At 41.2% G+C, this 23,630-nt stretch carries 19 protein-coding genes; 5 read left to right on the top strand and 14 right to left on the bottom strand.

Annotation, left to right across the window (positions count from 1 at the left end; translation table 11 throughout):
* Positions 1 to 138: 138 nt before the first annotated feature.
* On the top strand, positions 139 to 1,014 hold the full coding sequence (locus KFT32_RS13870) for a polysaccharide deacetylase family protein (RefSeq protein WP_249435886.1): 876 nt from the start codon (positions 139 to 141) through the stop codon (positions 1,012 to 1,014).
* Between the two features lie 55 nt (positions 1,015 to 1,069).
* Here KFT32_RS13870 and KFT32_RS13875 read toward each other — a convergent pair whose 3' ends face one another.
* The 3 genes from KFT32_RS13875 to KFT32_RS13885 form a co-directional block, all read right to left on the bottom strand.
* Entirely contained in the window at positions 1,070 to 1,729 is a 660-nt protein-coding gene (locus KFT32_RS13875; RefSeq protein WP_211747821.1) for a 3D domain-containing protein, read from the bottom strand.
* A 216-nt stretch (positions 1,730 to 1,945) separates the two neighbouring features.
* Positions 1,946 to 2,668: an amino acid ABC transporter ATP-binding protein gene (locus KFT32_RS13880; protein WP_211747822.1), complete on the bottom strand. Its 723-nt coding sequence runs from the start codon at positions 2,666 to 2,668 to the stop codon at positions 1,946 to 1,948.
* Entirely contained in the window at positions 2,655 to 4,118 is a 1,464-nt protein-coding gene (locus KFT32_RS13885) for an ABC transporter substrate-binding protein/permease (protein ID WP_481856336.1), read from the bottom strand. Before KFT32_RS13885 ends, KFT32_RS13880 begins: the two co-directional genes overlap by 14 nt.
* Positions 4,119 to 4,338: 220 nt before the next feature.
* Here KFT32_RS13885 and KFT32_RS13890 point away from each other — a divergent pair, with 220 nt between their 5' ends.
* Positions 4,339 to 5,508, top strand: a complete 1,170-nt coding sequence (locus tag KFT32_RS13890; RefSeq protein ID WP_481856339.1) for a M20 family metallopeptidase — start codon at positions 4,339 to 4,341, stop codon at positions 5,506 to 5,508.
* A 98-nt stretch (positions 5,509 to 5,606) separates the two neighbouring features.
* Here KFT32_RS13890 and glgA read toward each other — a convergent pair whose 3' ends face one another.
* Complete coding sequence (gene glgA / locus KFT32_RS13895) at positions 5,607 to 7,043, bottom strand: glycogen synthase GlgA (protein WP_211747824.1); 1,437 nt, start codon at positions 7,041 to 7,043, stop codon at positions 5,607 to 5,609.
* A 50-nt stretch (positions 7,044 to 7,093) separates the two neighbouring features.
* Positions 7,094 to 9,145: a 1,4-alpha-glucan branching protein GlgB gene (gene glgB, locus KFT32_RS13900; protein ID WP_349304911.1), complete on the bottom strand. Its 2,052-nt coding sequence runs from the start codon at positions 9,143 to 9,145 to the stop codon at positions 7,094 to 7,096.
* Positions 9,146 to 9,345: 200 nt separating this feature from the next.
* On the opposite strand from glgB, the gene KFT32_RS13905 reads away from it, so the two are divergent.
* Entirely contained in the window at positions 9,346 to 10,560 is a 1,215-nt protein-coding gene (locus KFT32_RS13905) for a glucose-1-phosphate adenylyltransferase (RefSeq protein ID WP_211747825.1), read from the top strand.
* 71 nt (positions 10,561 to 10,631) lie between these two features.
* On the opposite strand, the gene KFT32_RS13910 is transcribed toward KFT32_RS13905, so the two are convergent.
* The 6 genes from KFT32_RS13910 to KFT32_RS13935 form a co-directional block, all read right to left on the bottom strand.
* Positions 10,632 to 11,159 (bottom strand): GNAT family N-acetyltransferase, encoded by a 528-nt coding sequence (locus tag KFT32_RS13910; RefSeq protein ID WP_211747826.1) that lies wholly within the window; start codon positions 11,157 to 11,159, stop codon positions 10,632 to 10,634.
* A 23-nt stretch (positions 11,160 to 11,182) separates the two neighbouring features.
* Positions 11,183 to 12,613, bottom strand: a complete 1,431-nt coding sequence (locus KFT32_RS13915; protein WP_211747827.1) for a sensor histidine kinase — start codon at positions 12,611 to 12,613, stop codon at positions 11,183 to 11,185.
* Complete coding sequence (locus KFT32_RS13920) at positions 12,613 to 13,308, bottom strand: response regulator transcription factor (protein WP_211747828.1); 696 nt, start codon at positions 13,306 to 13,308, stop codon at positions 12,613 to 12,615. Before KFT32_RS13920 ends, KFT32_RS13915 begins: the two co-directional genes overlap by 1 nt.
* Positions 13,305 to 14,645: a hypothetical protein gene (locus KFT32_RS13925; protein WP_211747829.1), complete on the bottom strand. Its 1,341-nt coding sequence runs from the start codon at positions 14,643 to 14,645 to the stop codon at positions 13,305 to 13,307. The genes KFT32_RS13920 and KFT32_RS13925 overlap by 4 nt, the downstream gene beginning before the upstream one ends.
* A gap of 20 nt (positions 14,646 to 14,665) precedes the next feature.
* The gene (locus KFT32_RS13930; RefSeq protein ID WP_211747830.1) at positions 14,666 to 15,391 is read right to left on the bottom strand and encodes a phosphonate ABC transporter ATP-binding protein; all 726 of its coding nucleotides are present in this window, start codon (positions 15,389 to 15,391) and stop codon (positions 14,666 to 14,668) included.
* An 85-nt stretch (positions 15,392 to 15,476) separates the two neighbouring features.
* Entirely contained in the window at positions 15,477 to 16,655 is a 1,179-nt protein-coding gene (locus KFT32_RS13935) for an MFS transporter (RefSeq protein WP_249435888.1), read from the bottom strand.
* A 214-nt stretch (positions 16,656 to 16,869) separates the two neighbouring features.
* Here KFT32_RS13935 and KFT32_RS13940 point away from each other — a divergent pair, with 214 nt between their 5' ends.
* Together KFT32_RS13940 and KFT32_RS13945 are read left to right on the top strand one after the other, a co-directional pair.
* Entirely contained in the window at positions 16,870 to 17,787 is a 918-nt protein-coding gene (locus tag KFT32_RS13940) for a helix-turn-helix domain-containing protein (RefSeq protein ID WP_211747831.1), read from the top strand.
* Positions 17,788 to 17,817: 30 nt separating this feature from the next.
* Positions 17,818 to 18,573, top strand: coding sequence for an HAD family hydrolase (locus tag KFT32_RS13945; RefSeq protein ID WP_211747832.1), 756 nt, complete (start codon positions 17,818 to 17,820; stop codon positions 18,571 to 18,573).
* A gap of 82 nt (positions 18,574 to 18,655) precedes the next feature.
* Here KFT32_RS13945 and KFT32_RS13950 read toward each other — a convergent pair whose 3' ends face one another.
* The 3 genes from KFT32_RS13950 to KFT32_RS13960 form a co-directional block, all read right to left on the bottom strand.
* Positions 18,656 to 20,956, bottom strand: a complete 2,301-nt coding sequence (locus tag KFT32_RS13950) for a type IA DNA topoisomerase (protein WP_211747833.1) — start codon at positions 20,954 to 20,956, stop codon at positions 18,656 to 18,658.
* Between the two features lie 299 nt (positions 20,957 to 21,255).
* Entirely contained in the window at positions 21,256 to 22,743 is a 1,488-nt protein-coding gene (locus tag KFT32_RS13955; RefSeq protein ID WP_211747834.1) for a glutamate synthase subunit beta, read from the bottom strand.
* A gap of 399 nt (positions 22,744 to 23,142) precedes the next feature.
* Positions 23,143 to 23,628 (bottom strand): dihydrofolate reductase, encoded by a 486-nt coding sequence (locus KFT32_RS13960; protein WP_211747835.1) that lies wholly within the window; start codon positions 23,626 to 23,628, stop codon positions 23,143 to 23,145.
* Positions 23,629 to 23,630 lie beyond the last annotated feature (2 nt).

The following is a 23,630-nucleotide window of genomic DNA, read 5'->3' on the forward strand; positions in this document are numbered from 1 at the left end:
ATTTATATAGGTCAGTTTAGCCCAATCATCGGAAATGAGAATAATTTCGTCAAGTGTAGGCAATAACAAACCAATACCCGTGAGATTCTGCCCTTCTGTTTACGAATTGATAAATCACAGAGTAAGGAGTTATTTTACATGAAACGGATTATATTTTGTACTTTGGTTGTATTTGTAGTATTCACAAGCTTCTTCTTACTCCTTCTTCCGGTACAAGCGATGGATTATGAGAATCGTACATATAGCTTCTCAACTGAAAGTAAACAGTTATCTAGTCTGTTATTTATGCCTGAGTCTGTTTCCAAAGAACGAGATCTTAATGAAGTACAACCAAATAAACAAGAGAATGCGAAATCTAAACTTACGCTCGGCCAGCTTCGAAAAAAATATAGAAGCACATTCGTCACCAATGGACCTCATGTGAAAAGAGTCGCTTTAACGTTTGATGACGTACCAGATCCAAGATTCACCCCTCAAGTACTAGATATTCTAAAGAAATACGGGGTAAAAGCTACTTTTTTTGTGAATGGTCAAAGAGTACTGAATCATCCCGAACTTGCCAAGCGAATTCATGACGAGGGACATGTCATCGGAAATCACAGTTTTACTCACCCAGATTTTAATAAAATAACGATGCCTGCTTTTGTTAAAGAAATTGAAAAAACAGAAAAAGCGATATTCCCTATCACCGGATATATTCCCAAACTGATTCGTCCACCTTATGGTGAAATTACGGAAGAACAACTGGTATGGGCTGCTGCGCACAATTATCAAATCGTAAATTGGAATGTGGATTCTTTGGACTGGAAAGGTTTGAACAAAGAACAAGTGCTGTCTAACATTCTTTCCGGGATTAAACCTGGTGCCATTGTGCTTCAACATGCGGGAGGCGGGCACGGGTCAAAACTTCAGGGAACCATTGAAGCTTTGCCAGAAGTCATTAAATCTTTAAAAAAACAAGGATACGAAATTGTCACAGTACCTGAACTACTTGGAATTGACAAAGCAAAATAAAAAAACACCTGTGCAAAACGGCATGTTTTACACAGGTGCTTTTCATAAAAAGCTACTATTTGAGTACATATAATTTGATATCCTGGATACCAAATTTTGATACAAAGCTTTTACTTCCTGGAATGAAAATATCGATTTTATTTCCTTTAATCGCTCCACCAATATCCGTTGCAGTAGCTACGAATGCTTTATCAGGAAGACCGTCATGAGAATGACCAGTAACAAGTACTTTTGTTCCAAGTGGAATTACTTTTGGATCAACAGCAATCGTTCCAAGCTTCAGCGGATTACCATAATAGTCTACTGCTCCGTATCCACCATTCTCAGCAGAGTCAGAAGAGTAAGCCGTAGCTTTGACATTCATTGTTTTACTGTAATCAAATGTTTTGCCCCAAGCTTCAACTACTTTGTTGCTGCTGTCAACATTCAGACTTGCTGCCATAACCTTATTTCCGGCTGCACTTACCGTATTCTTCGAACTTTCAGTTGGAAGTGTAAGTTTTAATCCCTCGTAAATATTGTATGGTGAAATTTCTTTGTTAGCGTTCATCAATTTTTCTAAGTTAATATCGTATTTTTGGGAAAGTTTATAAAAAGTATCTCCTTCTTTAGCTACATACACTTGCTCTGCATGAACAGGAATACTTTGTACCATTAGGGTAACACCTAGAAGTGCTGCTGCCACCGTAGTGGATTTCTTAATCAGTTTAAACATAATTGCCTCCTATTGCGTAGCCTCTTAACAGAAGCTTCTGAGTTGTTGTCGTGTGAGCTGAAGATAATATATCACAACTTTGTAACCTGTGCGCATGTAATTGTTACCAATCTGTTATTGTGTTACGTGAAGTGCATAAAAATAGCTCTCCTAAACATGAATAAAAATCATGTTAGGAGAGCTATTTTTGTAACCTTTTATTCATCTATTATCGAGCTATAACACCTTACTCAAAAAGTCTTTTGTACGTGGATGCTGAGGGTTATTAAATACTTCTTCTGGTGTTCCCTCTTCTACGATTTTACCGCCATCCATGAATACAATTCGATCTCCGACTTCCCGAGCAAATCCCATCTCATGAGTAACAATAACCATTGTCATTCCGCCATCAGCAAGTTTTTTCATTACATCAAGCACTTCCCCAACCATCTCAGGATCAAGTGCTGACGTCGGTTCATCAAACAGCATTACGTGCGGCTGCATCGCAAGCGCTCTTGCAATGGCAATACGTTGCTTTTGCCCACCAGATAGCTGATTGGGATACATGTCCTTTTTGTCCGATAACCCAACTGTTTTAAGCAGTTGATCGGTAATCGTATGTGCTTCCTGCGCAGGTAAGTTTTTCACGGTCGTAGGAGCAAGTGTAATATTTTGACCTACCGTCTTATGCGGGAATAAATTAAAGTGCTGGAACACCATCCCCATTTTTTCACGGGTAGAATTAATATTGTGTTTAGGATCCGTAATGGATGCTCCTTCAAATAAAATCTCGCCGTCAGTCGGTACTTCTAGCAGGTTTAGGCAACGTAAAAAAGTACTTTTCCCTGAACCGGAAGGACCGATGACAACAACGACCTCTCCCTTGGCAATTTCAATATCAATTCCTTTAAGGATTTCCAGTTTCCCGAAGGATTTATGCAAATTTTTAACGCTTATCACTAGCACTCAACTTCCTTTCGAATAGACCCAACAGCTTGGATAGCATAAAGGTTAGAATGAAATAAATCGCAGCAGCAATAATGTAAGGGCTCAAACCTTCATAAGTAATGTTTCTGATGGCATTCGCTTGATACATAATGTCAGCCATACCGATAACCGAGATAATAGAAGATTCTTTAATAATCGTAATAAACTCGTTACCGATCGCAGGCAGTACCGTCTTCAAAGCTTGAGGAAGAATGATGTGCCGAAGCGCAGCACTGCGTGTCATCCCTAGTGAACGTGCAGCTTCCATCTGACCCTTATCCACACCTTGAATCCCTGCTCTAAATATTTCAGCTAAATAAGCTGAGCTGTTAATGGAAAGCGTGATGACACCGGATTGCAGTGGTGACAAGTTAACACCGAATACGAGCGCAAGACCATAATGAATAATCATCAGCTGTACAAGCATTGGTGTACCACGTAACACCTCAACATAAGCCGTACCGATCCATCTGAGTACTCTCATTCCCGACATGCGAATTAATGTAATGATTAAGCCAATGAGAAAACCAAAGATAACCCCAAGGGCGGATAACATAAGCGTATACCCAATTCCCTTAGCATAATAATGGCGATATTCATAAGCAATATCGAATATATTTCTGTCCTTATCAGGAGCATTACCAGAAGCAAGGAAGCTGGCTTCCTCAACCATTTTGGTAATTCCATCGTCTTGTTTTAATTCAGCCAAAGTGGCATTGATTACATTTAATAATTCCGTATTTCCCTTAGCCACACCGATGGCAGCTTCCGATTCGGAATCCATAGGGACTGCGTCCGATAGAACAATCTTATCGTTTAAATAACCTTTGGCAACCGTATCTTCAACAATTAGAGCATCAACACGTTTCGTTTCCAGCTGAAGTACGATATCTCCGATTTTGTCCAGCGATACCAGACTTGCATTCTTAACTCCTAGGGCAATTTCCTCTTGGATTGAACCCTTCTGAACGCCAATTGTCGTTCCTTCAAGGTCAGTCATCGTCTGATACTTATCTGAATCTTCACTTCGAACCAAGACAACTTGCCTTGCTTTATAATAAGGATCAGAGAAATCGATACTTTGACGGCGTTCTTCTGTAGGAGTCATTCCCGATATAACGAGGTCAACACGTCCGCTCTGAAGTGCAGGCAGCATACTGTCAAATCCCATATCTTCAATGACAAGTTCTGCGTCCATTTTCTTAGCAATTGCTTTCGCTATTTCAATGTCAAAACCGACAATTTGATCTTTACCATCAATTGTTTTGTGAAACTCATAAGGTGGGAAATCCGCGCTAGTCCCAAGAACCAGCGTCTTCTTACTGTTGTCTACAGCATCCGTAGCATAAACCGAAGACATTCCTACTGGAAGCAGCAAGAATATACACATTAAAAACATAAGTAACCGAACTGTTTTTTTCAACTTCTGTCTCTCCTTAGCTGACGATAGATCATGAATTTTTTTATAAGATTGGACTATTATAAGTGAAAATGTATGAATATGCAATGAAATTTCTTTATATTTTCATAGTTTTCTGTTGATGAGCTTGAATAACAAGACGATTTTAGATGCTGGTGCTATAATGTATATATTCTTTCGATACAACAGTGCATCTGTAAACTACAAATCAAGGGAGAGTCTAATTTTGAACAAACAAACCATAAACGCCACCATCGATCAGTATAGTTCCCGTTTTAAAGAGATTTCATTATATATTGGAGCAAATCCCGAGCTTGGAAACGAAGAATATCTTGCTTCAAAAAGATTAAAAGAAGAACTAATCTATCACGGATTTGAAGTAGAGGCACCTGTACTCGGTCTTGACACTGCATTTATTGGTACTTATAGCTCTTCCAAACCAGGTCTGAAAGTTGCCTTGTTATGTGAATATGACGCTTTACCGGAAATTGGACATGCATGTGGACACCACCTGATCTGTATGATGGGTCTGGGTGCAGCAGTTGGCCTGAAATCGGTTATTGATACGATTGGCGGAACAATTAAAGTATTCGGGACGCCTGCTGAAGAAACACGGGGTGCGAAAGTCCCGATGGCTACAGCTGGACTATTTGATGACTGTGATGTCGCGATGATGACTCACCCGTTTTATGCGTATGAAAAATCAGGTCAATCGCTTGCCATCGATGCTATCCAATTTGAGTTTTTTGGTAAATCTTCTCATGCTGCTGCAAGCCCTCATGAAGGCATTAATGCACTTGACGCCGTAATTCAAACGTTTAATGGCATCAATGCTTTCCGTCAGCAAGTGAAAAGCTCAGTTCGCATCCATGGTGTCATTAACCATGGCGGAGAGGCAGCTAACATCATTCCTGACTATGCCTCCGCACAATTTTATGTGCGAGCTGCTACACGTAAGGAACTCAATGTATTGACAGAGCGTGTGATTCAGATTGCGGAAGGATCAGCCCTCCAAACTGGTTGTAAACTCACAACCTCTAATTATGAAACTTCATATGATGAGATGTATACGAATGAAACTTTATCTGACGTTTTTTCATCTAACCTCGTTGAACTTGGCATTGCAGAAGAAGAAATTGTGACAGGTAACGATCATGGATCCATGGACATGGGTAATGTCTCTTTACGTGTTCCCGCAATCCATCCATACATCAAAATTATTAATGAAAAACATGCGCTCCACTCCATCGAGTTCAGAGATCTTGCGATGAAAGAACAAGCACTTGATGGAATGATCCTAGGCGCCAAAGCGCTGGCTGGCACTGCTTATGACGTCATTACTCAACCTGAACTTCTCGCTTCCATTCAGGCAGAATTTCAACGTAATGCTTAATCAATAATTACAATTCCCTTTCTTCTAGAAAAGAAAAACATACAAAAAACAGGGTTTTGCCAAGTGGCAAAACCCTGTTTTTATTTATCCCATTCACTTTAATTCTGCTCTGTTATTGTTTCATAGATATCGAGATAAGCTCTCGCTGACACTTCCCAGCTATAGTCGCCGCTCATTGCATTATTCCTAATTTTGTTCCAATGTTCTTCTTGTGTAAAAAATGATTCTGCACGTCGAATCGTATGGAGCATGTCATGAGCATTATAGTTTGTGAAAGTAAATCCAGTCCCTTCACCAGACACTTCATTATAAGCTTGAACGGTATCATTAAGCCCACCCGTCTCTCTTACAATCGGAATACTTCCATATTGCAAAGCGAGTAATTGACTAATGCCACATGGTTCAAATTGGGAAGGCATGAGGAACATATCGCTTCCAGCATAGAACCTTCTCGACAACCCTTCATTGAAGCGAATCTGTGCCGACATTTTTAATGGATAACGTTTTTCAGCTTCCCGGAACCAATGCTCGTAAGATTCTTCTCCTGTTCCAAGAAGAATAAACTGAATATCATCGTAATACAATAATTCATCGAGCACTCTGGATACAAGGTCAAGACCTTTTGATTCCACGAGACGGGTAACCATTGCAATGACAGGCACATCAGGACGAACAGGTAATCCCAGTTCCTTTTGAAGAGCGATCTTATTTAGAGCTTTCTGTTCAAGCTGTTGCTTACTATACGTTGCAGTTATCTCCTCATCCGTTTCTGGATTGTAACTGTCCGTGTCAATACCATTAACAATCCCTGTCAGGCGACCGTCGATGGAGCGTAAAAGACCATCTAGACCATATCCGTAATGAGATGTTTTGATCTCTTCTGCATAGGTTGGGCTAACGGTGGTGACATGATCAGAGTAGACCAGACCCGCTTTCATGAAGTTCAGATTACCGTAGTATTCTACGCCATCGGAGGTGAAGTAACGACTATCCAGTGCAAGCAGATCGCTATGTACCTCATAGGGGAATATCCCTTGGTAGAGTAAATTATGGATCGTAAATACAGTTTTGATGGACTGATAGGCAGCGATGTGGTCAAAATGAGCCTTTTTCAGCAGTGGGATCATCGCTGTATGCCAATCATGGCAATGAATAACTTCTGGATTAAAATCCAGAAGAGGGATAACCTCGAGTACCGCGCGATTAAAGAAAGCAAATCGTTCACCATCATCTGAGTAACCGTAAATACCATCTCTTCCAAAATAGTACTCATTATCAATGAAATAAAAAGTTACACCTTGATGAACGAGTTGCTCCACTCCGCAATATTGCTTGCGCCAGCCCACATAGACATCTGTAACTTCTATGGGTTCCATTTTTTCTTTATACCGTTCAGGTATACCTTTGTATTTGGGTAAAATGACACGAACATCTACATCTTTAGTTAAAGCCTGGGGCAGAGCACCGATTACATCGGCAAGTCCTCCCGTTTTTATAAATGGATGACCTTCTGCTGCGACGAATAGTACATTCATTACTGCTTCCTCCTTCATTATGTCTAACCTGATTGTATGTGATTTCCATTCTATAAGGACGGTACGTCCTCTTTCACTTTCTTTTTTGTTTGTTTTTTAGGTTTTACCTTCATGTCCATCGCAGCCTCTGTTTTCTTCCTTGGTTCTTTTGCGGAAGTTTTCAAGGCTGGCTTATCCTTTGTTGTAGTTCCAGTTTTACCTCTGGGCGTCTTCTTTAAAATGACGACACTTAAAGGAGGTAAAGTGACGGCTAAACTATTAGGCTGCCCATGTAAATCGATCTTCTCGGTGCGAAGTTCTCCATTTAGGAGACCTTGTCCGCCAAAATCCATATGATCACTGTTAAGAACCTCTATATATGAGCCAGGACGATAGACACCTACTCTATAATCGGTACGAGTTACTGGCTGTAAATTGATGAGTACGATCAGTGAATCACTGGGTTTATTCCCTTTTCTTACATAAGAAAGTACGCTTTGAGAACGGTCATCGGCAGTGATCCATTCAAATCCATCCCTACTATGATCAAGTTCCCATAATCCTTTTTCCTGTAAATAAAACTCATTCAGTGTCTTGGAAAAATGGAGGAGCTTACGATGGCTTTCATAGTCTAGTAAGAACCAATCTAATGGTTCTTCATCCTTCCATTCGATGAATTGACCGAATTCACCGCCCATAAACAGTAATTTTTTACCGGGTGAAGTCATGAAATATCCCAATAGCGCTCGCAGCCCAGCAAATTTTTGATCATAACTGCCTGGCATTTTATCAAGTAGCGATTTTTTCCCATGTACTACTTCATCATGTGATAAAGGAAGTAGATGATTTTCGTTATAAGCGTAGACCATCGGGAAGGTTAATAAATTATGTTTGTCAGGACGTTCAGTAAAATCTGTCTCAAAATATTCAAGCGTGTCATTCATCCAACCCATGTTCCATTTGTAATTAAAACCGAGGCCTCCAGCATACACAGGACTTGTTACCTGAGACCAGGAACTTGATTCCTCTGCCATCATAAGGGCTGCAGGATAATAATGAAAAATTGTTTCGTTTAATTGTTTAATGAATTCAATGGCTTCCACATTCTCGTTCGTACCACGCTCGTTAAGTCTGAATTGACCTTCTTTTTTCTCGAAGTCCAGTTTCAGCATGCTTGTAACTGCATCAATACGAAGACCATCAATATGGTACATATCCATCCAATAAATTGCATTCGAAATGAGGAATGATCTGACCTCAGGCTTGGAATAATCAAAACTAAGTGTACCCCAACCTGGTTTTTCTGCTTTAAGCGGATCGCCATATTCGAATAACGGGGTTCCATCAAACATCCGAAGTCCATGAGCATCTTTGGCAAAATGCGCCGGTACCCAGTCCAAAATAACTCCAATGCCTGCTTGATGTAGCTGATCAATCAAATACATAAACTCATGCGGCGTCCCGTACCTACTTGTTGGAGCGTAATAACCGGTATTTTGGTATCCCCATGACAAGTCGTATGGATGTTCAGTAATTGGCATAAACTCTACATGAGTGTATGACATTTCTTTCAGATAAGGGATTAATAACTCGGGCATTTCAGCATATGTATAAAATTCCCCAGTCTCTTTTTGCTTCCATGTTCCAAAATGCATTTCATATATATGAAGCGGTTTTTGATACAGTTCCTTTTGTTTACGACGCCAAGTAGCATCCTTCCACTTATATCCTTCAATCTTAGATGTAATGGAAGCCGTATTCGGTCTCACTTCTGCGTGAAACCCGTACGGATCAGCGCGCAGTAACGATTCATTATAGGGTGTAACAATATGATATTTGTAAAAAGTTCCCTCTTCCATACCGGGAAAAAAGCGAGTCCAAAGCCCAGAATCGGGTATCTTATATAATATATCCGATTCCCCCAGACCGTGATAACCGTTGCGATCGAGAGCAAGGCCTACTTTTGACGCATGCGGTGCCCAGACTGTGAAGCGGTAACCTGATACTCCGTCTTCCTGAACCGGATGAGCTCCGAGAAAATGATAACTAAAATGTGACGTTCCTTCATGAAATAAGTAAACATCTTCTGGAGATATAAAAGATTCGGATAATTTGTTATCAATCAAGAGATCACCTGCTTTTTTAAAATAGAATGGATTCAAATTGATTATTACCCCATTTTCTCCAAAATGAAAATGAAAAATAGCTACACGAAAATAATACTTTTATTTTTTGTTATTTTCTGAAAATGGTGATTCATCCGTGCTGGGCTTCGTTTAAGTATATATCACGGAAAACATACAAATGGGAGGGAAACAAAAAAATGGCTAAAAAGGATTGCATCGCCATGTTATTGGCAGGAGGAGAAGGAAAAAGATTAGCTCCACTGACATCTAAAATCGCGAAACCAGCCGTTCATTTCGGTGGTAATTATCGTATAATTGATTTTCCTCTCAGTAACTGTGTAAATTCAGGAATTGACACCGTAGGTGTTTTGACACAGTACGAGGCAGATTCTTTACATCAACATATCGGTAAAGGTGAACCTTGGAACTTAAATACAACTAAGGATAATGGAGTATCACTCCTTCCTTCTTGGAATACAGGTTCAGATGAGTACTGCGGAACCGCAGATGCCATCTATAAAAATATGGAGTACATTGAAGCACAAGATCCAGAAAATGTTCTTATATTGTCTGGAGATCATATTTATCAAATGGATTATCGTGAAATTCTGAAATATCATGAGGAAAAACAAGCACTTGCTACGATCGCAGTAATGGAAGTACCTTGGAAAGAAGCACATCGCTTTGGAGTCATGAGTGCAAATCAAGAGATGCGAGTGACTGAATTTGCAGAGAAACCGGAACAGCCGGAAAGTAATCTGGCTTCCATGGGTATTTATGTGTTTAACTGGAAGTATTTGAAAAAACACTTAATTGAGGATGCGGCTTCTATGGAGTCTAGTCATGACTTTGGCAAGGACATCATTCCTTCCATGCTTAATAGTGAAGATCCGCTGTATGTGTATAACTTTGATGGCTACTGGAAAGATGTAGGTACCGTTCAATCCTTGTGGGATGCCCACATGGATGTATTAAACGGAGTGAATATGACAAAAGAGGAACTGCAAACTTGGCCTATGTACTCACGTAAAGGCCGCACCAAGCTGAATGCACATAAACCAAGAACTCAACTATTTAAAAATTCCATGGTTCACGAAACTTGCGCAATGGAAGGTAACTCTGATCGATCTGTCGTCTTCTACGGCGTAGAAGTTGGAAAAGGCTCTTCCATTAAAGAAAGTGTAGTCATGCCTAACGCTCGCATTGGACGCAATGTAACCATCGAACGTGCCATTATCGGTGAAGGAGCAATAGTCAGAGATGGTGCCATCATTAAAGGCAGTGTTGATGAAATTGTCGTCATTGGTCCTGGAGAAACGGTGGTTGCTAAACCTGCAGTAAGACCTAATCGACTGTTGAAAGATGTGTATGAAAAAACGGGTCACCTTCGTGCAAAAGGATTATCCTCATAATACCATCTTTAACCAAAAAGAGCATCCCTATGACAGGGATGCTCTTTTTCCTCTATTTTAACGTTTTGTAATTACCTTTGATACAAATTAACTACGCGTACCCCCATATCCGTCACACCCTGATGAATAAACCCTTGTCCTTGATAAAATTCATTCAGTTTAGGACTATGGGTGATACAATCTAGCCGAAGACCCTTTTTCCCCGCAGCAAGTACGATCTCTTCCGCAGCATTAAGCATCCATAAACTGAGACCTCTTTTTCGATAAGATCTGCTCACTGTCAAGCGGTGAAGATAACCGAATGCTTCATCATTTAATGGGCCCCAATACGAAGGATCGCTTCCTTGAAGTGTAAATAATCCAACAGGTGTTTCATTAAAGTAAGCCACATAGACATCTCGGTCGTTAAAATATGCACGTACGGAATCTTCTGTAAACAAATCAGGTGTCCAATGTTTAAGCTCATTTTCGACCATCCACTCCGCCGCCTCTACAAGCAGCGCTACAATATCTGCTGTTTGAGCAGGAGTCGCTTGTACAAGCCTAATAAGACCATCCTTTTCTTCTCTTGTTTGTACTACCTTCAAGTCTTGAAACATCGGTCTCTCCCCTGTTCTCCCGTTTACGTTTCCTGAGTATCTAAATCTGTTTCGTAGTGGTCTTCCTCAATCAAAGCTGGAAGCTTCACCGTCACTACCGTTCCATTCCCAAGTTCACTTTCCATCAAAAGTACACCTCCATGGAGCTCGATAAGCTGCTGACTAATCGCTAGTCCAAGGCCAGTCCCTCCATGCTGATGATCAACCTGATAGAAACGATCTCTTACACGAGCGAGATGTTCTTCACTAATTCCAATACCGGTGTCTTGAACAGATACAACCACCTGATCTTGCTCGCGTTTGAGTGTAATATCAATCCATGTATTCATATGCGAAAATTTAATTGCATTATCAATGACATTCAGAAAAACTTGCTTTAATCGGTTGCCATCTCCAATGATTAAATAATCTTCCTCTTCCGCATTAAGTCTCAATTTAATTTGCTTTTGCTCCGCCTTAGCCCAAACATTAAGCATAATCTCCTGAAGAACTTCTCGAACACTCACTGTACCTTTAACCATCTTCATTTCGTTTTGCTGCAATTTAGAGAAATCTAGCAACTCTTCCACGAGTCCAATCAGCCTGTTGGTTTCCTTCGAAATGATTTTGAGTCCCATCCGTGTTTCCTCTGGATCGTACCCACCTGACTCGAGCGTTTCATTCCAGCCTTTAATACTTGTTAGCGGTGTCCTTAGTTCATGAGAAATCGACGATATGAAGTCATCCTTTACCTGATTACTGCGCACAATTTCTTGAGCCATATAATTCAAGGTAGAAGAAAGCTCCCCTATCTCATACTTGTAGTCCCCTTCAATCCGAACGTCAAAACGACCTTTTGCCATCTCTGCCGAGGCAGCCGTAATAATATTAATAGGCCTTACAATCGAGTTAGCGAGTCCAATACTGATGGTAAAGACTAGAACGAGAACCCCTACAACAATAAGTCCAGACCAAATGAGTATATCGACCAATGCGTCATTCACTCGCTCCATACTTGTCACGTAACGAGCAATATAAACGTTGTCATTTCCATAATCAATTTTGGTAGATACAGCCATAACAGATTCGCCAGTTATCGCGTCTTTCCCGATCCAGCGTCCTGTACTGCCTTTAAGAGCTTGGGGAACATCACTTGTCTGAACTACACGGTCCGATTCGAACCCAGATGAAAGGGCCAGAACCCGCCCTTCTGTATCCAAAATTTCAAGTGATGTATTTTCGAGTTTAAGATAATACATCAGGTTTGAAATGAACGAGCTCTCATTACTACTGTCAATAAAGGAAGAGTTGTAGTACCTGATTACATTCTTCGAGTTAGACTCTATATAGTTATAGATACTGTCATAGTAGTACTTCTGCATTGCAACCAGAAAAATGGATTCAATCAAAAGCAGCGCAAGCAGAACAAGAATAAAATACTGCAGAACGATTTGCCTGCGAATGCCTTTCATCATTAAGCTCTACCTTTCCATTTGTAGCCATGTCCCCAAACCGTTTGGAGATATTCCGGTTCAGAAGGATTGTCTTCAATTTTTTGTCGAAGACGTCTGATATTCACGTCTACAATTTTGGGATCACCCATATATTCTTTCCCCCAGACATGGTCTAGCAGTACGTCCCGGCTGAGTGGAGTATTTTCTTTTTCTAGAAAGAACTGCACGAGAGAGAACTCTGTTGGTGTCAATTCAATCGCCTGGCCATTTCTCTTGAACTGTTTGGAAATTAGATCAAGCGCAAACGGTCCTGATTCAAAAGTAACTTTTGCAGCTGTTTCGCGGTGTACATTGACCCTACGAAGCAAAGACTGAATACGGGCAATCAGCTCTGTAGGGCTGAAAGGCTTGCTTACATGATCGTCAGCCCCCACAGAAAGTGCATATACCTTATCTTGCTCCTGTACTTTCGCTGTCAAAAAGATAATGCCAATCCGTTCATTCGTTTCCCGGATACGACGGCACACTTCAAAACCATCAATCCCCGGTACCATAACGTCAAGCAACGCAATATCTATATCATTTACGGCGTTAATAATTTTCATAGCTTCAAAACCGTCAGCTGCTTCGAGCACATCAAATCCATTTCTTTTCAAATTAAGCACAATAAAACTACGGATTGATTCTTCGTCTTCCATGATTAATACTTTACTCATTCCATAATCATTCCTTCCTGTTCCGGATCATTCTTTACCTTACCCCCTGGTGCAATTTGCCCAACTTGCTTCGGCAATCGGTATCCGATTACCTGATTACTGGAGCGAACAATCTGTTTCCATTCATCTTTTACCCGTTCCCAGCTGTCGAGTGAGAAGAACTGAATTTCAGCTACTGTTTCATCCGTATCCGTAAGTTTAAAGCGCAGGTACTTGTCCTTAACAGATTTCGTATCTAGTGTAACATTCCCATGCTGTTCAGGTTTTAAGTTGAAATAGAAACGATCCTGATCATCGCGATATTGCTGCATCACAAATTTAAGATCATCCTTGCCATCCCACTGATAGAAAGAATAGAAATAAAGTTTCTCGTTATCTACAAAATGCTCCCAGCCTGGCGGTTCTTCGAGTAAACCAAATTCGATGATCCCGTCATTATTAATATCTTCACTTAGAATCCGTCTAGGCTTAAACGTAATATCCGTCCCTTTGAAAGCTTCAACAAGCTGATTATTCTCCATATAGATCAAGTTGGAATATGAGTTTGAGGCATCTAGTGCAATATCCAGCACAATCCCAGTCTTATCTTGAGAAATTTTTCCAGCGGACACGTTGTAAAAATCTCGCATCCTTGTATCAATCGTCAATTTATCAATCGGTTCAAAACTACCATCATTATATTGGTATACCGTAATAGTCCCTTGTCCTGTCGTCGGCAAAATATTCATTATTGTGAGGTCATTAATACCATCACCATTCATATCCATGGGGTTACGGAATTCATCCGTAATTACGTATTTTGTGTATGGCATCTCGAGTATTTTCTGCAAGGTACCACCCTTATAAGAATAAGAGACCAGCCAGTTTTGAGCGTTCTGCTCAACGCCGCTAGAGAAACCTGCAACAATTTCGAGTCCCGCATCTCCCGTAATTTCTTGAACCCGGAAAGAATTCAGGACAGAACCAATACCGTCGAAAGTCAGTTTTTTGACCCAAGTGTCTCCCTGCTTCTCAAGCAACATTCCTCGAATCTTGATCTCAGGATCGTCGGGCAAGTCATAGAAAACAACGGCTTCCATCACGCCATCATTATTTAAATCTTTTTGTATAATTTTATTCGACATCTCTCTGGGCTGAGTAATGGTAGATCCTTCAGGAAGTTCCCCCTGAATGACACTAAGTAAATTCTCTCGTTCGGTCGTCATTTGCGGAGTCTTCATGAGTGATTTCGGATCATTAAAAGAATCCATTCCATTCCCACAACCGCCAAGCAGCAACACAAGAAGCAGCAAGGCACCTAGAAAGAAAAGTTTCTGTATGTTTTTTGTGATTAACACCGGATCACTCTCTTCATTCATTAAATCTTATTTTTTTCATGTAATGTAAGTCGTCTACCTCGAATATCAAAAGCAAGTCTGCCTTCGGCAAGTCCCCAAATTCGAGTTGCATGACGCTCAGCCAGTTCAATAGGCAGCACGGTAATTACCGTTACATTCTCTTCCTGACAAAGCTTCTTGAAGTTCTCGAGCACACTGTCTGCCGATTTCGGATCAAGACCGATAACAGGTTCATCTGCTAGGATCACTTTGGCACCATGTGCTAATGCTCGTGCTATCGCTACACGTTGTCTTTCTCCCCCACTAAGCTGCCCAGCTTTCATATGAGCTTTGTCTAGGAGCCCTACACTTTCAATAATGTCCATCGCACCCATATAATCATCGGAACGAACCATTCCTGTGAGCATTCGCCACCACGGTGTTTGACCTGCTCGGCCGATAAGTACATTCTTCAGTACCGTTCGGTTTGTAGACAGTTCTGGGTTTTGTTCCAGATATGCCCATTCGCGTTTGATTTGTTTTTTACCAGCATAACCAGCTTGGAAAATATCAGTACCATGTACTAGAAATTTACCTTTGTCCCAACTTTCTTTTAGAGCCAAAAGTCGAAGCAATGTGCTTTTACCGCTTCCACTACTGCCGACAACGCTGATAAACTCCCCTTGCTGCATATCAAAGCTAATCTCTTTTAACACAGAAACCTTGTCCGCACCAACCGTCTTCGCCAACTGCTCTACTCTGATCATTTGCGTATATATCTCCTCTTATCCGTAGATTGTATATCTTTAGTTTATTGGAAATAGAGTAGATTTTCCATGCGAACGGAAGTTCTCATGTCATTGTTTTGTCTCGCTTAAACAAGACTCCCGCGATTCCGAACAAAAGATAGCAAGACCCAAGCAGCCAGAACATGGCCCCTGGTACTCCAAGCCCAAGCATTATTCCTCCCAGATTAGGTCCTAAGATACTCCCTATATTAAATTGAAAGGAGCCAACTACGTTCGCTGCTGGCAGTAAACTTTTTGGCAAAATATCAGCTGCATATGCCAAGCCCAGAGAGAAGAAAGAACCTACGAGCCCACCTGCTACGGTCAGTAACAGTAAAGTGGGCCAAAACTCAGTTCCCACTGAAGGGATCAGCATGAACAAAAGACCACCTAAAATTCCAGAAATCATAAGGATCTGTTTTCTACCATACCGATCACTTAAAGCGCCCAGAGGTAATTGCAGAAGTAAGCCCCCAATTCCTACAAATGGAAGCAGGGTGGAAATATCACTCTCAGAAAATCCGATACGAAGTCCATATATTGGGAAGTTACTGTTCATGCCAGATTCCATATATCCGTATAAGAACGCAGGGATAAGTGCATACCAGGCAAACATAAAGCTTTTTCTATATCTTCCCGTATTGCTTGCTTCATGCTCCAATTTTTCAGGCCGCGTATCTGGCAACTTCAGAGCAAACAGCAAAACGATGAGCATAATGAAAAACAGAATAGCAAAAGGAACAACTTGTCCATATCCTAGCAGTTTAATCCCTAAAGGACCGATACTGAACCCAATACCGTAAGACATACCGTAAATAGAAATGTTTCTTCCTCTAGATCCTGCAGGTGTAACAAGCAGCACCCATAGCTGAGTTGCATAATGAAGTGCGCTGTCTCCAATTCCGACCAAAAGTCGTAACACAAACCACAATCTGAGATCCGGAATCAACGGAAATAACATCAACGGGATCATGACCACAATGAGGCCTGAAACGATAAGCTTTTTAAAACCTACTGCCCCTAGTATCCGTTCTGCCACAAGCGTCATGGCAAAAGAACCGACATACATGACAGCGGCATTTAATCCGTTCATACTTGAAGATACGCCCATCTGCTCAATAAAGATCGAGAGGACAGGAAGTAGCAATCCTTGACTCAGACCAGCTACAATAATAATTGCAATAAGAATACTAAAATGTGCTTTTGAACCTTCCTGCTGTATTGCCCCGGTTGCCTTACTCAAAACAATCGTTACCCCCCACGCTTAACAAAAAGAAAAAATCGCCATTTCTGACGACTTGTCACTGTCCTCTATTATATGCTCCTTTATAAAGAAACGGGTTACAAAGTATTCAACATTATAGTGGACAATAGAGCTAAATACAAGCGATAATGGAATGAACGCTTACTTTTTGTATAGTAAGCTGATACCTGTGATAGGAGGTCTGTTCATACAGATGAGTTATCAGGTGAAAATAGACGTTACGCCCATATACGAGCTGCTGAACAGCTTTATGGTTTATGTAACAAGAAGATGGGTTCAAAGTCTCGACATCGGACCTGAATGGATTCATACCGTAGATAGCACACTAAAGGAAGAAGTTCGTGAGTTATTCAAAGAAGCTTCCAACTGGCCCTTTAGCGACTATGATGTTTTGTTTGCTTGGACAGCACTCCGTGAGACGACTAGTGAAGTGGAGCCATTTCTCAAAGAACTCAGCATCAAGTCTCCTGAGGAGCTGTGGAAACAGCTTCAAACGGTCCTTCCTAATTTAACTATTGCGGAAGCGTTACGCATTCGAAATCAATACATACCATTGCTAAAGTTATGGGACGAGCATTATTTTCAGTATCTTACCCCTGAACATCGTAAACTAATAGAAGAGGACAGTTCAGAGAAAGAACTACTGCTAACGAAAATGAGTCCGGATCGATTGATTGATTATGCCACTTCCGGGTTAATTGTCGAAGAAATGCCTGGTCTCCGTAAAATCATACTTTTTCCTACAGTACATAATCGACCTATTAATATGTATTGTTTTTATGAGGGTATGTTATTGATTCAATATCCTGTGGATATACCTGAGCAGCGGGAGGACGAACCCCCCATTAGTTTGCTTCGTCTAACTGAAGCGATATCCGATCCCGAGAGGCTCCGGCTCTTACGATATATATCCAATCAACCCAAATCCCTGAAACAAATGTCAAAGGAGCTTGGACAAACGGAAGTGATGCTCAGACCTCATCTGATGTCACTTCGGGTATCTGGCCTCCTTCAAACGCATCTTGATCAGGATCAAAACGAGAAGTACAGTTTGCGTCCCGATGGATTATCGGAATTGAACATGTATTTGGAATCTTATATCAGGATATGACATCACTAGAGAAACAAGGAGTGAGATTCTATGAAATCCAATTTGAAGCAACAGATTATTTTTGACCTCGACGATACTTTGATTCACTGTAACAAATATTTCAATCTGACTGTGGGGGCTTTTCTAGAACTCATGCAGGAATGGTTCTGTGATTACCAGATCACGGTCGAAGATATTCGTAATAAACAAATAGAGATTGATGTATCCGGGGTTGCTGTATTTGGTTTTGCCAGTCAGCATTTCCCTCAGTCTTTAATTGATACCTATCTCTATTTCTCCAAAAAAGTACATCGCAAGATCGATACAGAAGAACAAGCTAAACTTCAGGAACTTGGTATGAGTGTATACGATCAGGAAATTGAAGCCTATCCGGGTATGGTTGAAACCCTAGAATACCTCCGTGATCAGGGGCATACTCTTCATCTGTATACAGGCGGAGAGCAAATGATCCAACAACGCAAGATCGATCAGATGAAGCTTGGAGAATATTTTGATGATCGTATTTATATCACTCGCCATAAAAATATTGATGCTCTCGAAAAAATTGTAAGTAACGGTCAGATGGACCGTAAAAACACCTGGATGATCGGTAACTCGCTTCGAACTGATATTGAACCCGCGCTCGCTGCGGGAGTTCACGCCATCTATATTGAGCAGGATATCGAATGGAAGTATAATCTGATTGAATTAAACAAACCTGAGAATTACTCCCTATATACGATTCACGACCTGGTAGAAGTACCGAACATTATATCTGAGTATGTTAAGCAGCAACAAAATCAATAAAAGATAAAAGACTGACCTGTGTATGATCACGAGGTCAGTCTTTTTTTATGGATGCTTACCCTTAGACGACGATTTAGTTTACCTACTCTTGCCGTTCAAGTGACAACTTTCCGGTCATGGGATCATTTAGTGTGATTTTAGCCTTAGTCACAGTCCCCCTGCTGTCCTTAAACGATAAAACTTGAGTCTTCCCTTTGCTAAGCAGTGAGTCCAGCATTTTTTCGGAGATTTGTTTGCCTGCATACTCCTTCCAGATTACAAAGCCGCATCCTTGCTTGAAATGGCTGCATCCATATCCTTTGCGTCCCTCTATGATCTGTCCGCCGCATCCAGAACGAGGACAAGAGCCAAGTGCAGTCCGCACAGTAGTCGGTGTTCCTGATCGGCTGGTCTTCGGAGTTGATGTAGAGGAAGCTGTAGAAGTAGAACTCGAGCTTGTACTACTTTTGCCGCTAGTCCTCCGGTTTGTAGAACTTGCCGTGCTTTTCGCCGCAGAGCGAGTTCCTTTCTTTCGTTTGCCAGATGAATCCTCATCTCCAAAAGCATCTTTCGGAGCCGGCTTCTGAACTCGAACCTTTTCAATAATTGACAAGGTAAATCGCTTTACGTTTTCCATAAATTTATCCTGCTCAGCTTCCCCTTTGGAAATCTGGCTCAGTCTACGTTCCCATTGCCCTGTCATTTCTGGAGAAGCCAGCAAATCGACACCAGCACTCCGAATAAGTTCGATGGCCATTCTCCCTTTTTGGGTTACTAACATTTTCTTACCTTGCATCGTGATGTATCCAACTTGTTTGAGCCGTTCAATCGTTGCTGCACGTGTCGCGGGGGTACCTAAACCCGCGTCCTTCATGGCATCACGAAGTTCTTCATTCTCAATCTGCTTTCCTGCACTCTCCATCGCTCTCAGCAGGGTTCCTTCAGTATAGCTTTTAGGCGGCTTTGTCTGCTTTTCTTTCATTTCACTTTTTTTACATTGTACAGACAGATCAGCGTTTACTTTAAAAGGAACAGATATTAGTTCTTCCGGCTCTTCTTCTTCCCCATCCTTTTTTGTGTTGCGCTTCTTACTTTGATTTTCTTCCGAGGATTGCACGACTTTCCAACCAAGCGAAAGCAACTCTTTCACATTCGTCTTAAATGTGTGGCCTTCTATCTCTGTAAATACAGTATGCAGTTTGTATTCCGCGGGTGGATAAAAGTGTGAAAGAAATCTGCGCACAATCAAATCATAAATTTGACCTTCGTCTTTGCTAAGCGTCCCCGGCTTCTTGAGTGTTGGCAAAATTGCATGGTGATCTTCTACTCTTTGCGGATTACAAACACTACGATTTCCCTTATGCACAAGAGACGGATTACCTTGTTCTGCCAAATCTTTATATGGCGTATTTTTTAACAATTGCAATGTTTTTTGCATGCCGTCTATATTTTGTTCCGTTACATAATTTGAATTGGTTCTCGGATATGAAATCACTTTATGTTTCTCATATAAAGCCTGCGCAATATCTAGCGTTTTCTTCGCCGGATATCCAAATTTCGCATTTGCTTCTCGCTGCAGCAAAGTTAAATCATACAGTTTATAGGGATACTCTTTTGAATTTTTGACATCGTATTTTGCAATTTTTCCTGTTTTTCCTTTTACTTCATCTGCAATCTCTTGAGCCTTCTCAGCTGAAGTTAATCGATCGCCTTGCCATATTCCCTGGTAGTCGGTAGCCTCTTGCCGGAATAAAGCAGAAACTTCGTAATAAATTTTTGAATCAAACGCTTCAATTTCTTTTTCACGGTCGTAGATAAGAGCAAGGACTGGAGTCTGTACCCTTCCTACCGAAAGAAGCGTATTATGTCTTGTAGTAAAAGCCCTTGATGCGTTCATACCAATCAGCCAGTCTGCTTCACTTCGGGCTCTTGCCGCCTCTGTTAAATGTTTAAACTCCGACGCATCATATAACTGGTCAAATCCTTTTTTAATGCTCTCAGCGGTGAGGTCCGAAATCCAGAGCCGTTTGACGGGCTGACTCAGCTTCAGTTGCTGCTGAATAAGATCAAAAATGTATTGTCCTTCCCTTCCGGCATCACAAGCATTAATAATAAGATTTGCTTTACGAGAAAGTTCTCCAATCGTCTTCAGTTGATCTTTTGTTCTTGGGTTGGGTGTAATCTTGAATCGGTCTGGAATAATTGGCAAATCATCAATACTCCACCGCTTATATTTGTTATCATAGGCTTCTGGCTGAGCAAGCCCTAACAGATGCCCAATTGCCCAAGTAATGATATAATGTTCTCCTTCAAGATACGTACGATTGTTTTTGGCACGCGGTTCAACGACCGCCGCTATGGTGCGTCCCATATCCAGCTTTTCCGCGATAATCAGCGTTTTCATGCGTCCGTTCCTCCCTGTAGCCCTAACGAGCGAAAAGGAGCTCCCCTCAAGTAATGACGGAAGCTCCTTGCTTCTAACTAGACCTCATTATAGCAGAAAACTTCATATTTCGTAAGTTGTACGCTGGCTACCCACATGCTTTGTACACAATAAAGCAGAGCTTTGCTTTATACATTTCCCCATAGATATAGTTAAAAAAAGAAAAAGTCCCTTAGGGAAGGAGAACTTCCATCTAAGAGACTTTTCATGAGTATAATAAGTGCTGTAACTACAATAAATAATTTACTATTTTAGAATCCTTACACAAGGACAGTAGAGCCCATCAAATATTTATCAACTTCACGAGCCGCTTCGCGTCCTTCATTAATCGCCCATACAACCAAACTTTGACCACGTCTCATATCGCCAGCAGCAAATACTTTTTCTACATTCGTATTGTATTTACCATAACGTGCTTTCACGTTCGAGCGACGGTCTGTTTCTAGTCCCAGTTGCTGAGGAATCACTTGTTCCGGTCCGTCAAATCCGATGGCGATGAGTGCCACATCCGCTTCAAAAACTTTTTCTGTACCTTCAATCGGTCTGTAAATCTTACGACCTGTCTCATCCACGATCCGCTGAATTTGAACGGTATGAAGTTCCTTCAGGTTTCCGTTCTCATCACCTACAAATTTCGTTGTCATGATGGAAAACTCACGAGGATCATTACCAAAAATAGCTTTCGCTTCTTCCTGAGCATAATCGAGAGTATATACATTCGGGAATTGCGGCCATGGGTTGGTTATTGGATCACGCTCTAATGGAGCTTTTTCATGCGTACCAAACTGAGTTACACTTTTTGCACCGTGACGCAGTGAAGTAGCTACACAGTCCGAACCCGTATCCCCACCACCGATTACGATTACGTTTTTGCCTTCGGCCGAAATATAATTTCCATCTTCAAGATTAGAATCCAGCAAACTTTTAATCGTACCGTTCAGGAAATCCATTGCGTAATGAACGCCATTCAAAGTACTGCCCTCAATGTTAAATTCACGCGGTTTCGTTGCCCCACCACAGAGAACAACAGCATCATACTGACTTACAAGTTCTTCGGTCTGGATGTCTTTGCCTATCTCCGTGTTCGTTACAAACGTAATTCCTTCCGCTTCAAGCAAATCCACTCGACGCTGAACAACACCTTTATCCAGTTTCATACTTGGAATACCGTAAGTTAGCAGACCGCCGATGCGATCAGCACGTTCATATACAGTTACGTTATGACCTGCTTTGTTCAGTTGCGCCGCAGCTGCTAGACCAGCCGGGCCAGATCCCACAACAGCAACTCGTTTATCCGTACGTTTCTCCGGAGGATTTGGAACAACCCATCCTTCTTCGAAACCTTTTTCAATAATTGCTTCTTCAATTGTCTTGATGGTTACAGGTTGACTAATGAGGCCGACCGTACATGAACCTTCGCAAGGAGCTGGACAAACGCGACCTGTAAACTCAGGAAAATTGTTCGTTTTATGAAGACGCTCGAGCGCTTCCTTCCAAAGACCACGATACACCAAGTTGTTCCACTCAGGGATCAAGTTATGAACCGGGCAACCTGACGTTCCGCCTGTCATATCGATGCCGGTGTGACAGTAAGGAGTACCGCAATCCATACAGCGGGCACCTTGTGTTCGTAGCTCTTCCTCTGACATATGTTTATGGAATTCTTCCCAATCTTTGATACGATCTTCTGGCAGTCTGTCTGCCGGCAGCTGCCTTTTATATTCCATAAATCCAGTTGGTGTAGACATGTAACGTTCCCCCATCCATTCTCAACTGCTCCAACGATACGGGCTATCCATGATGAAATCCGAACAATAGCACTATAGTTGACAGTCCATGTATAGTTTTTGATTATTGTATCACAAAAAAATATATTTGTACTTCAGGTTTTGCATTATTCGAGTATGTTCGCACTCAGACTTATCCCAAATCAATGAACAACATCTGCAAGTCCTGACATGAAAGGATATTTCAACTATAGTAGCATTCAGAATTCCTGATATTAAATGGATTTTGAGAATAATTGTTTGTATTATTCATCATAATAATTACATATCATGATAGATAGTTTTTATGAAGGTTGATATAAATTAAAATGGAAATCTACATAAATCTACACGAAACTCTGTTTCTTCATTAAACAGATATCATGAACGTCTCTCAAAAAATTGGAAAGAATAGTCGTATGGATTCTTCTCATCTTTTTCGCCTGGAATCTCTTCTATAAGCTTCCACACCTCTAAATCGATATCTTTCATAAAGGTATCACCTTCAATAGATTCATGGATTTTTGTGACAATCAACCGATCAGCATACGGCATAAAAGCCTCATACACAGCTGCTCCTCCAATAACAAAAAGCGATTCTTCTTTTGCCATCTCCACACCCTCCATTACAGAGTGAATCACTTCAGCTCCAAGAAAGGTTTGATCCTGATGGGTGAGAACTACATTTTTACGATTAGGAAGAGGCTTGCCGTTCAATGAATCCCATGTTTTTCTTCCCATTATGATGGTATGACCTGTTGTTTGTTGTTTGAAAAAAGCCATATCCTTTGGCAGACGCCAAGGAATTCCATTATCTTTTCCGATAACTCCATTATTGCTCATGGCCCATATCATCGTGATTCCCATAT

This window comes from Paenibacillus sp. Marseille-Q4541, from assembly GCF_018310695.1.
Lineage (GTDB): Bacteria > Bacillota > Bacilli > Paenibacillales > Paenibacillaceae > Paenibacillus.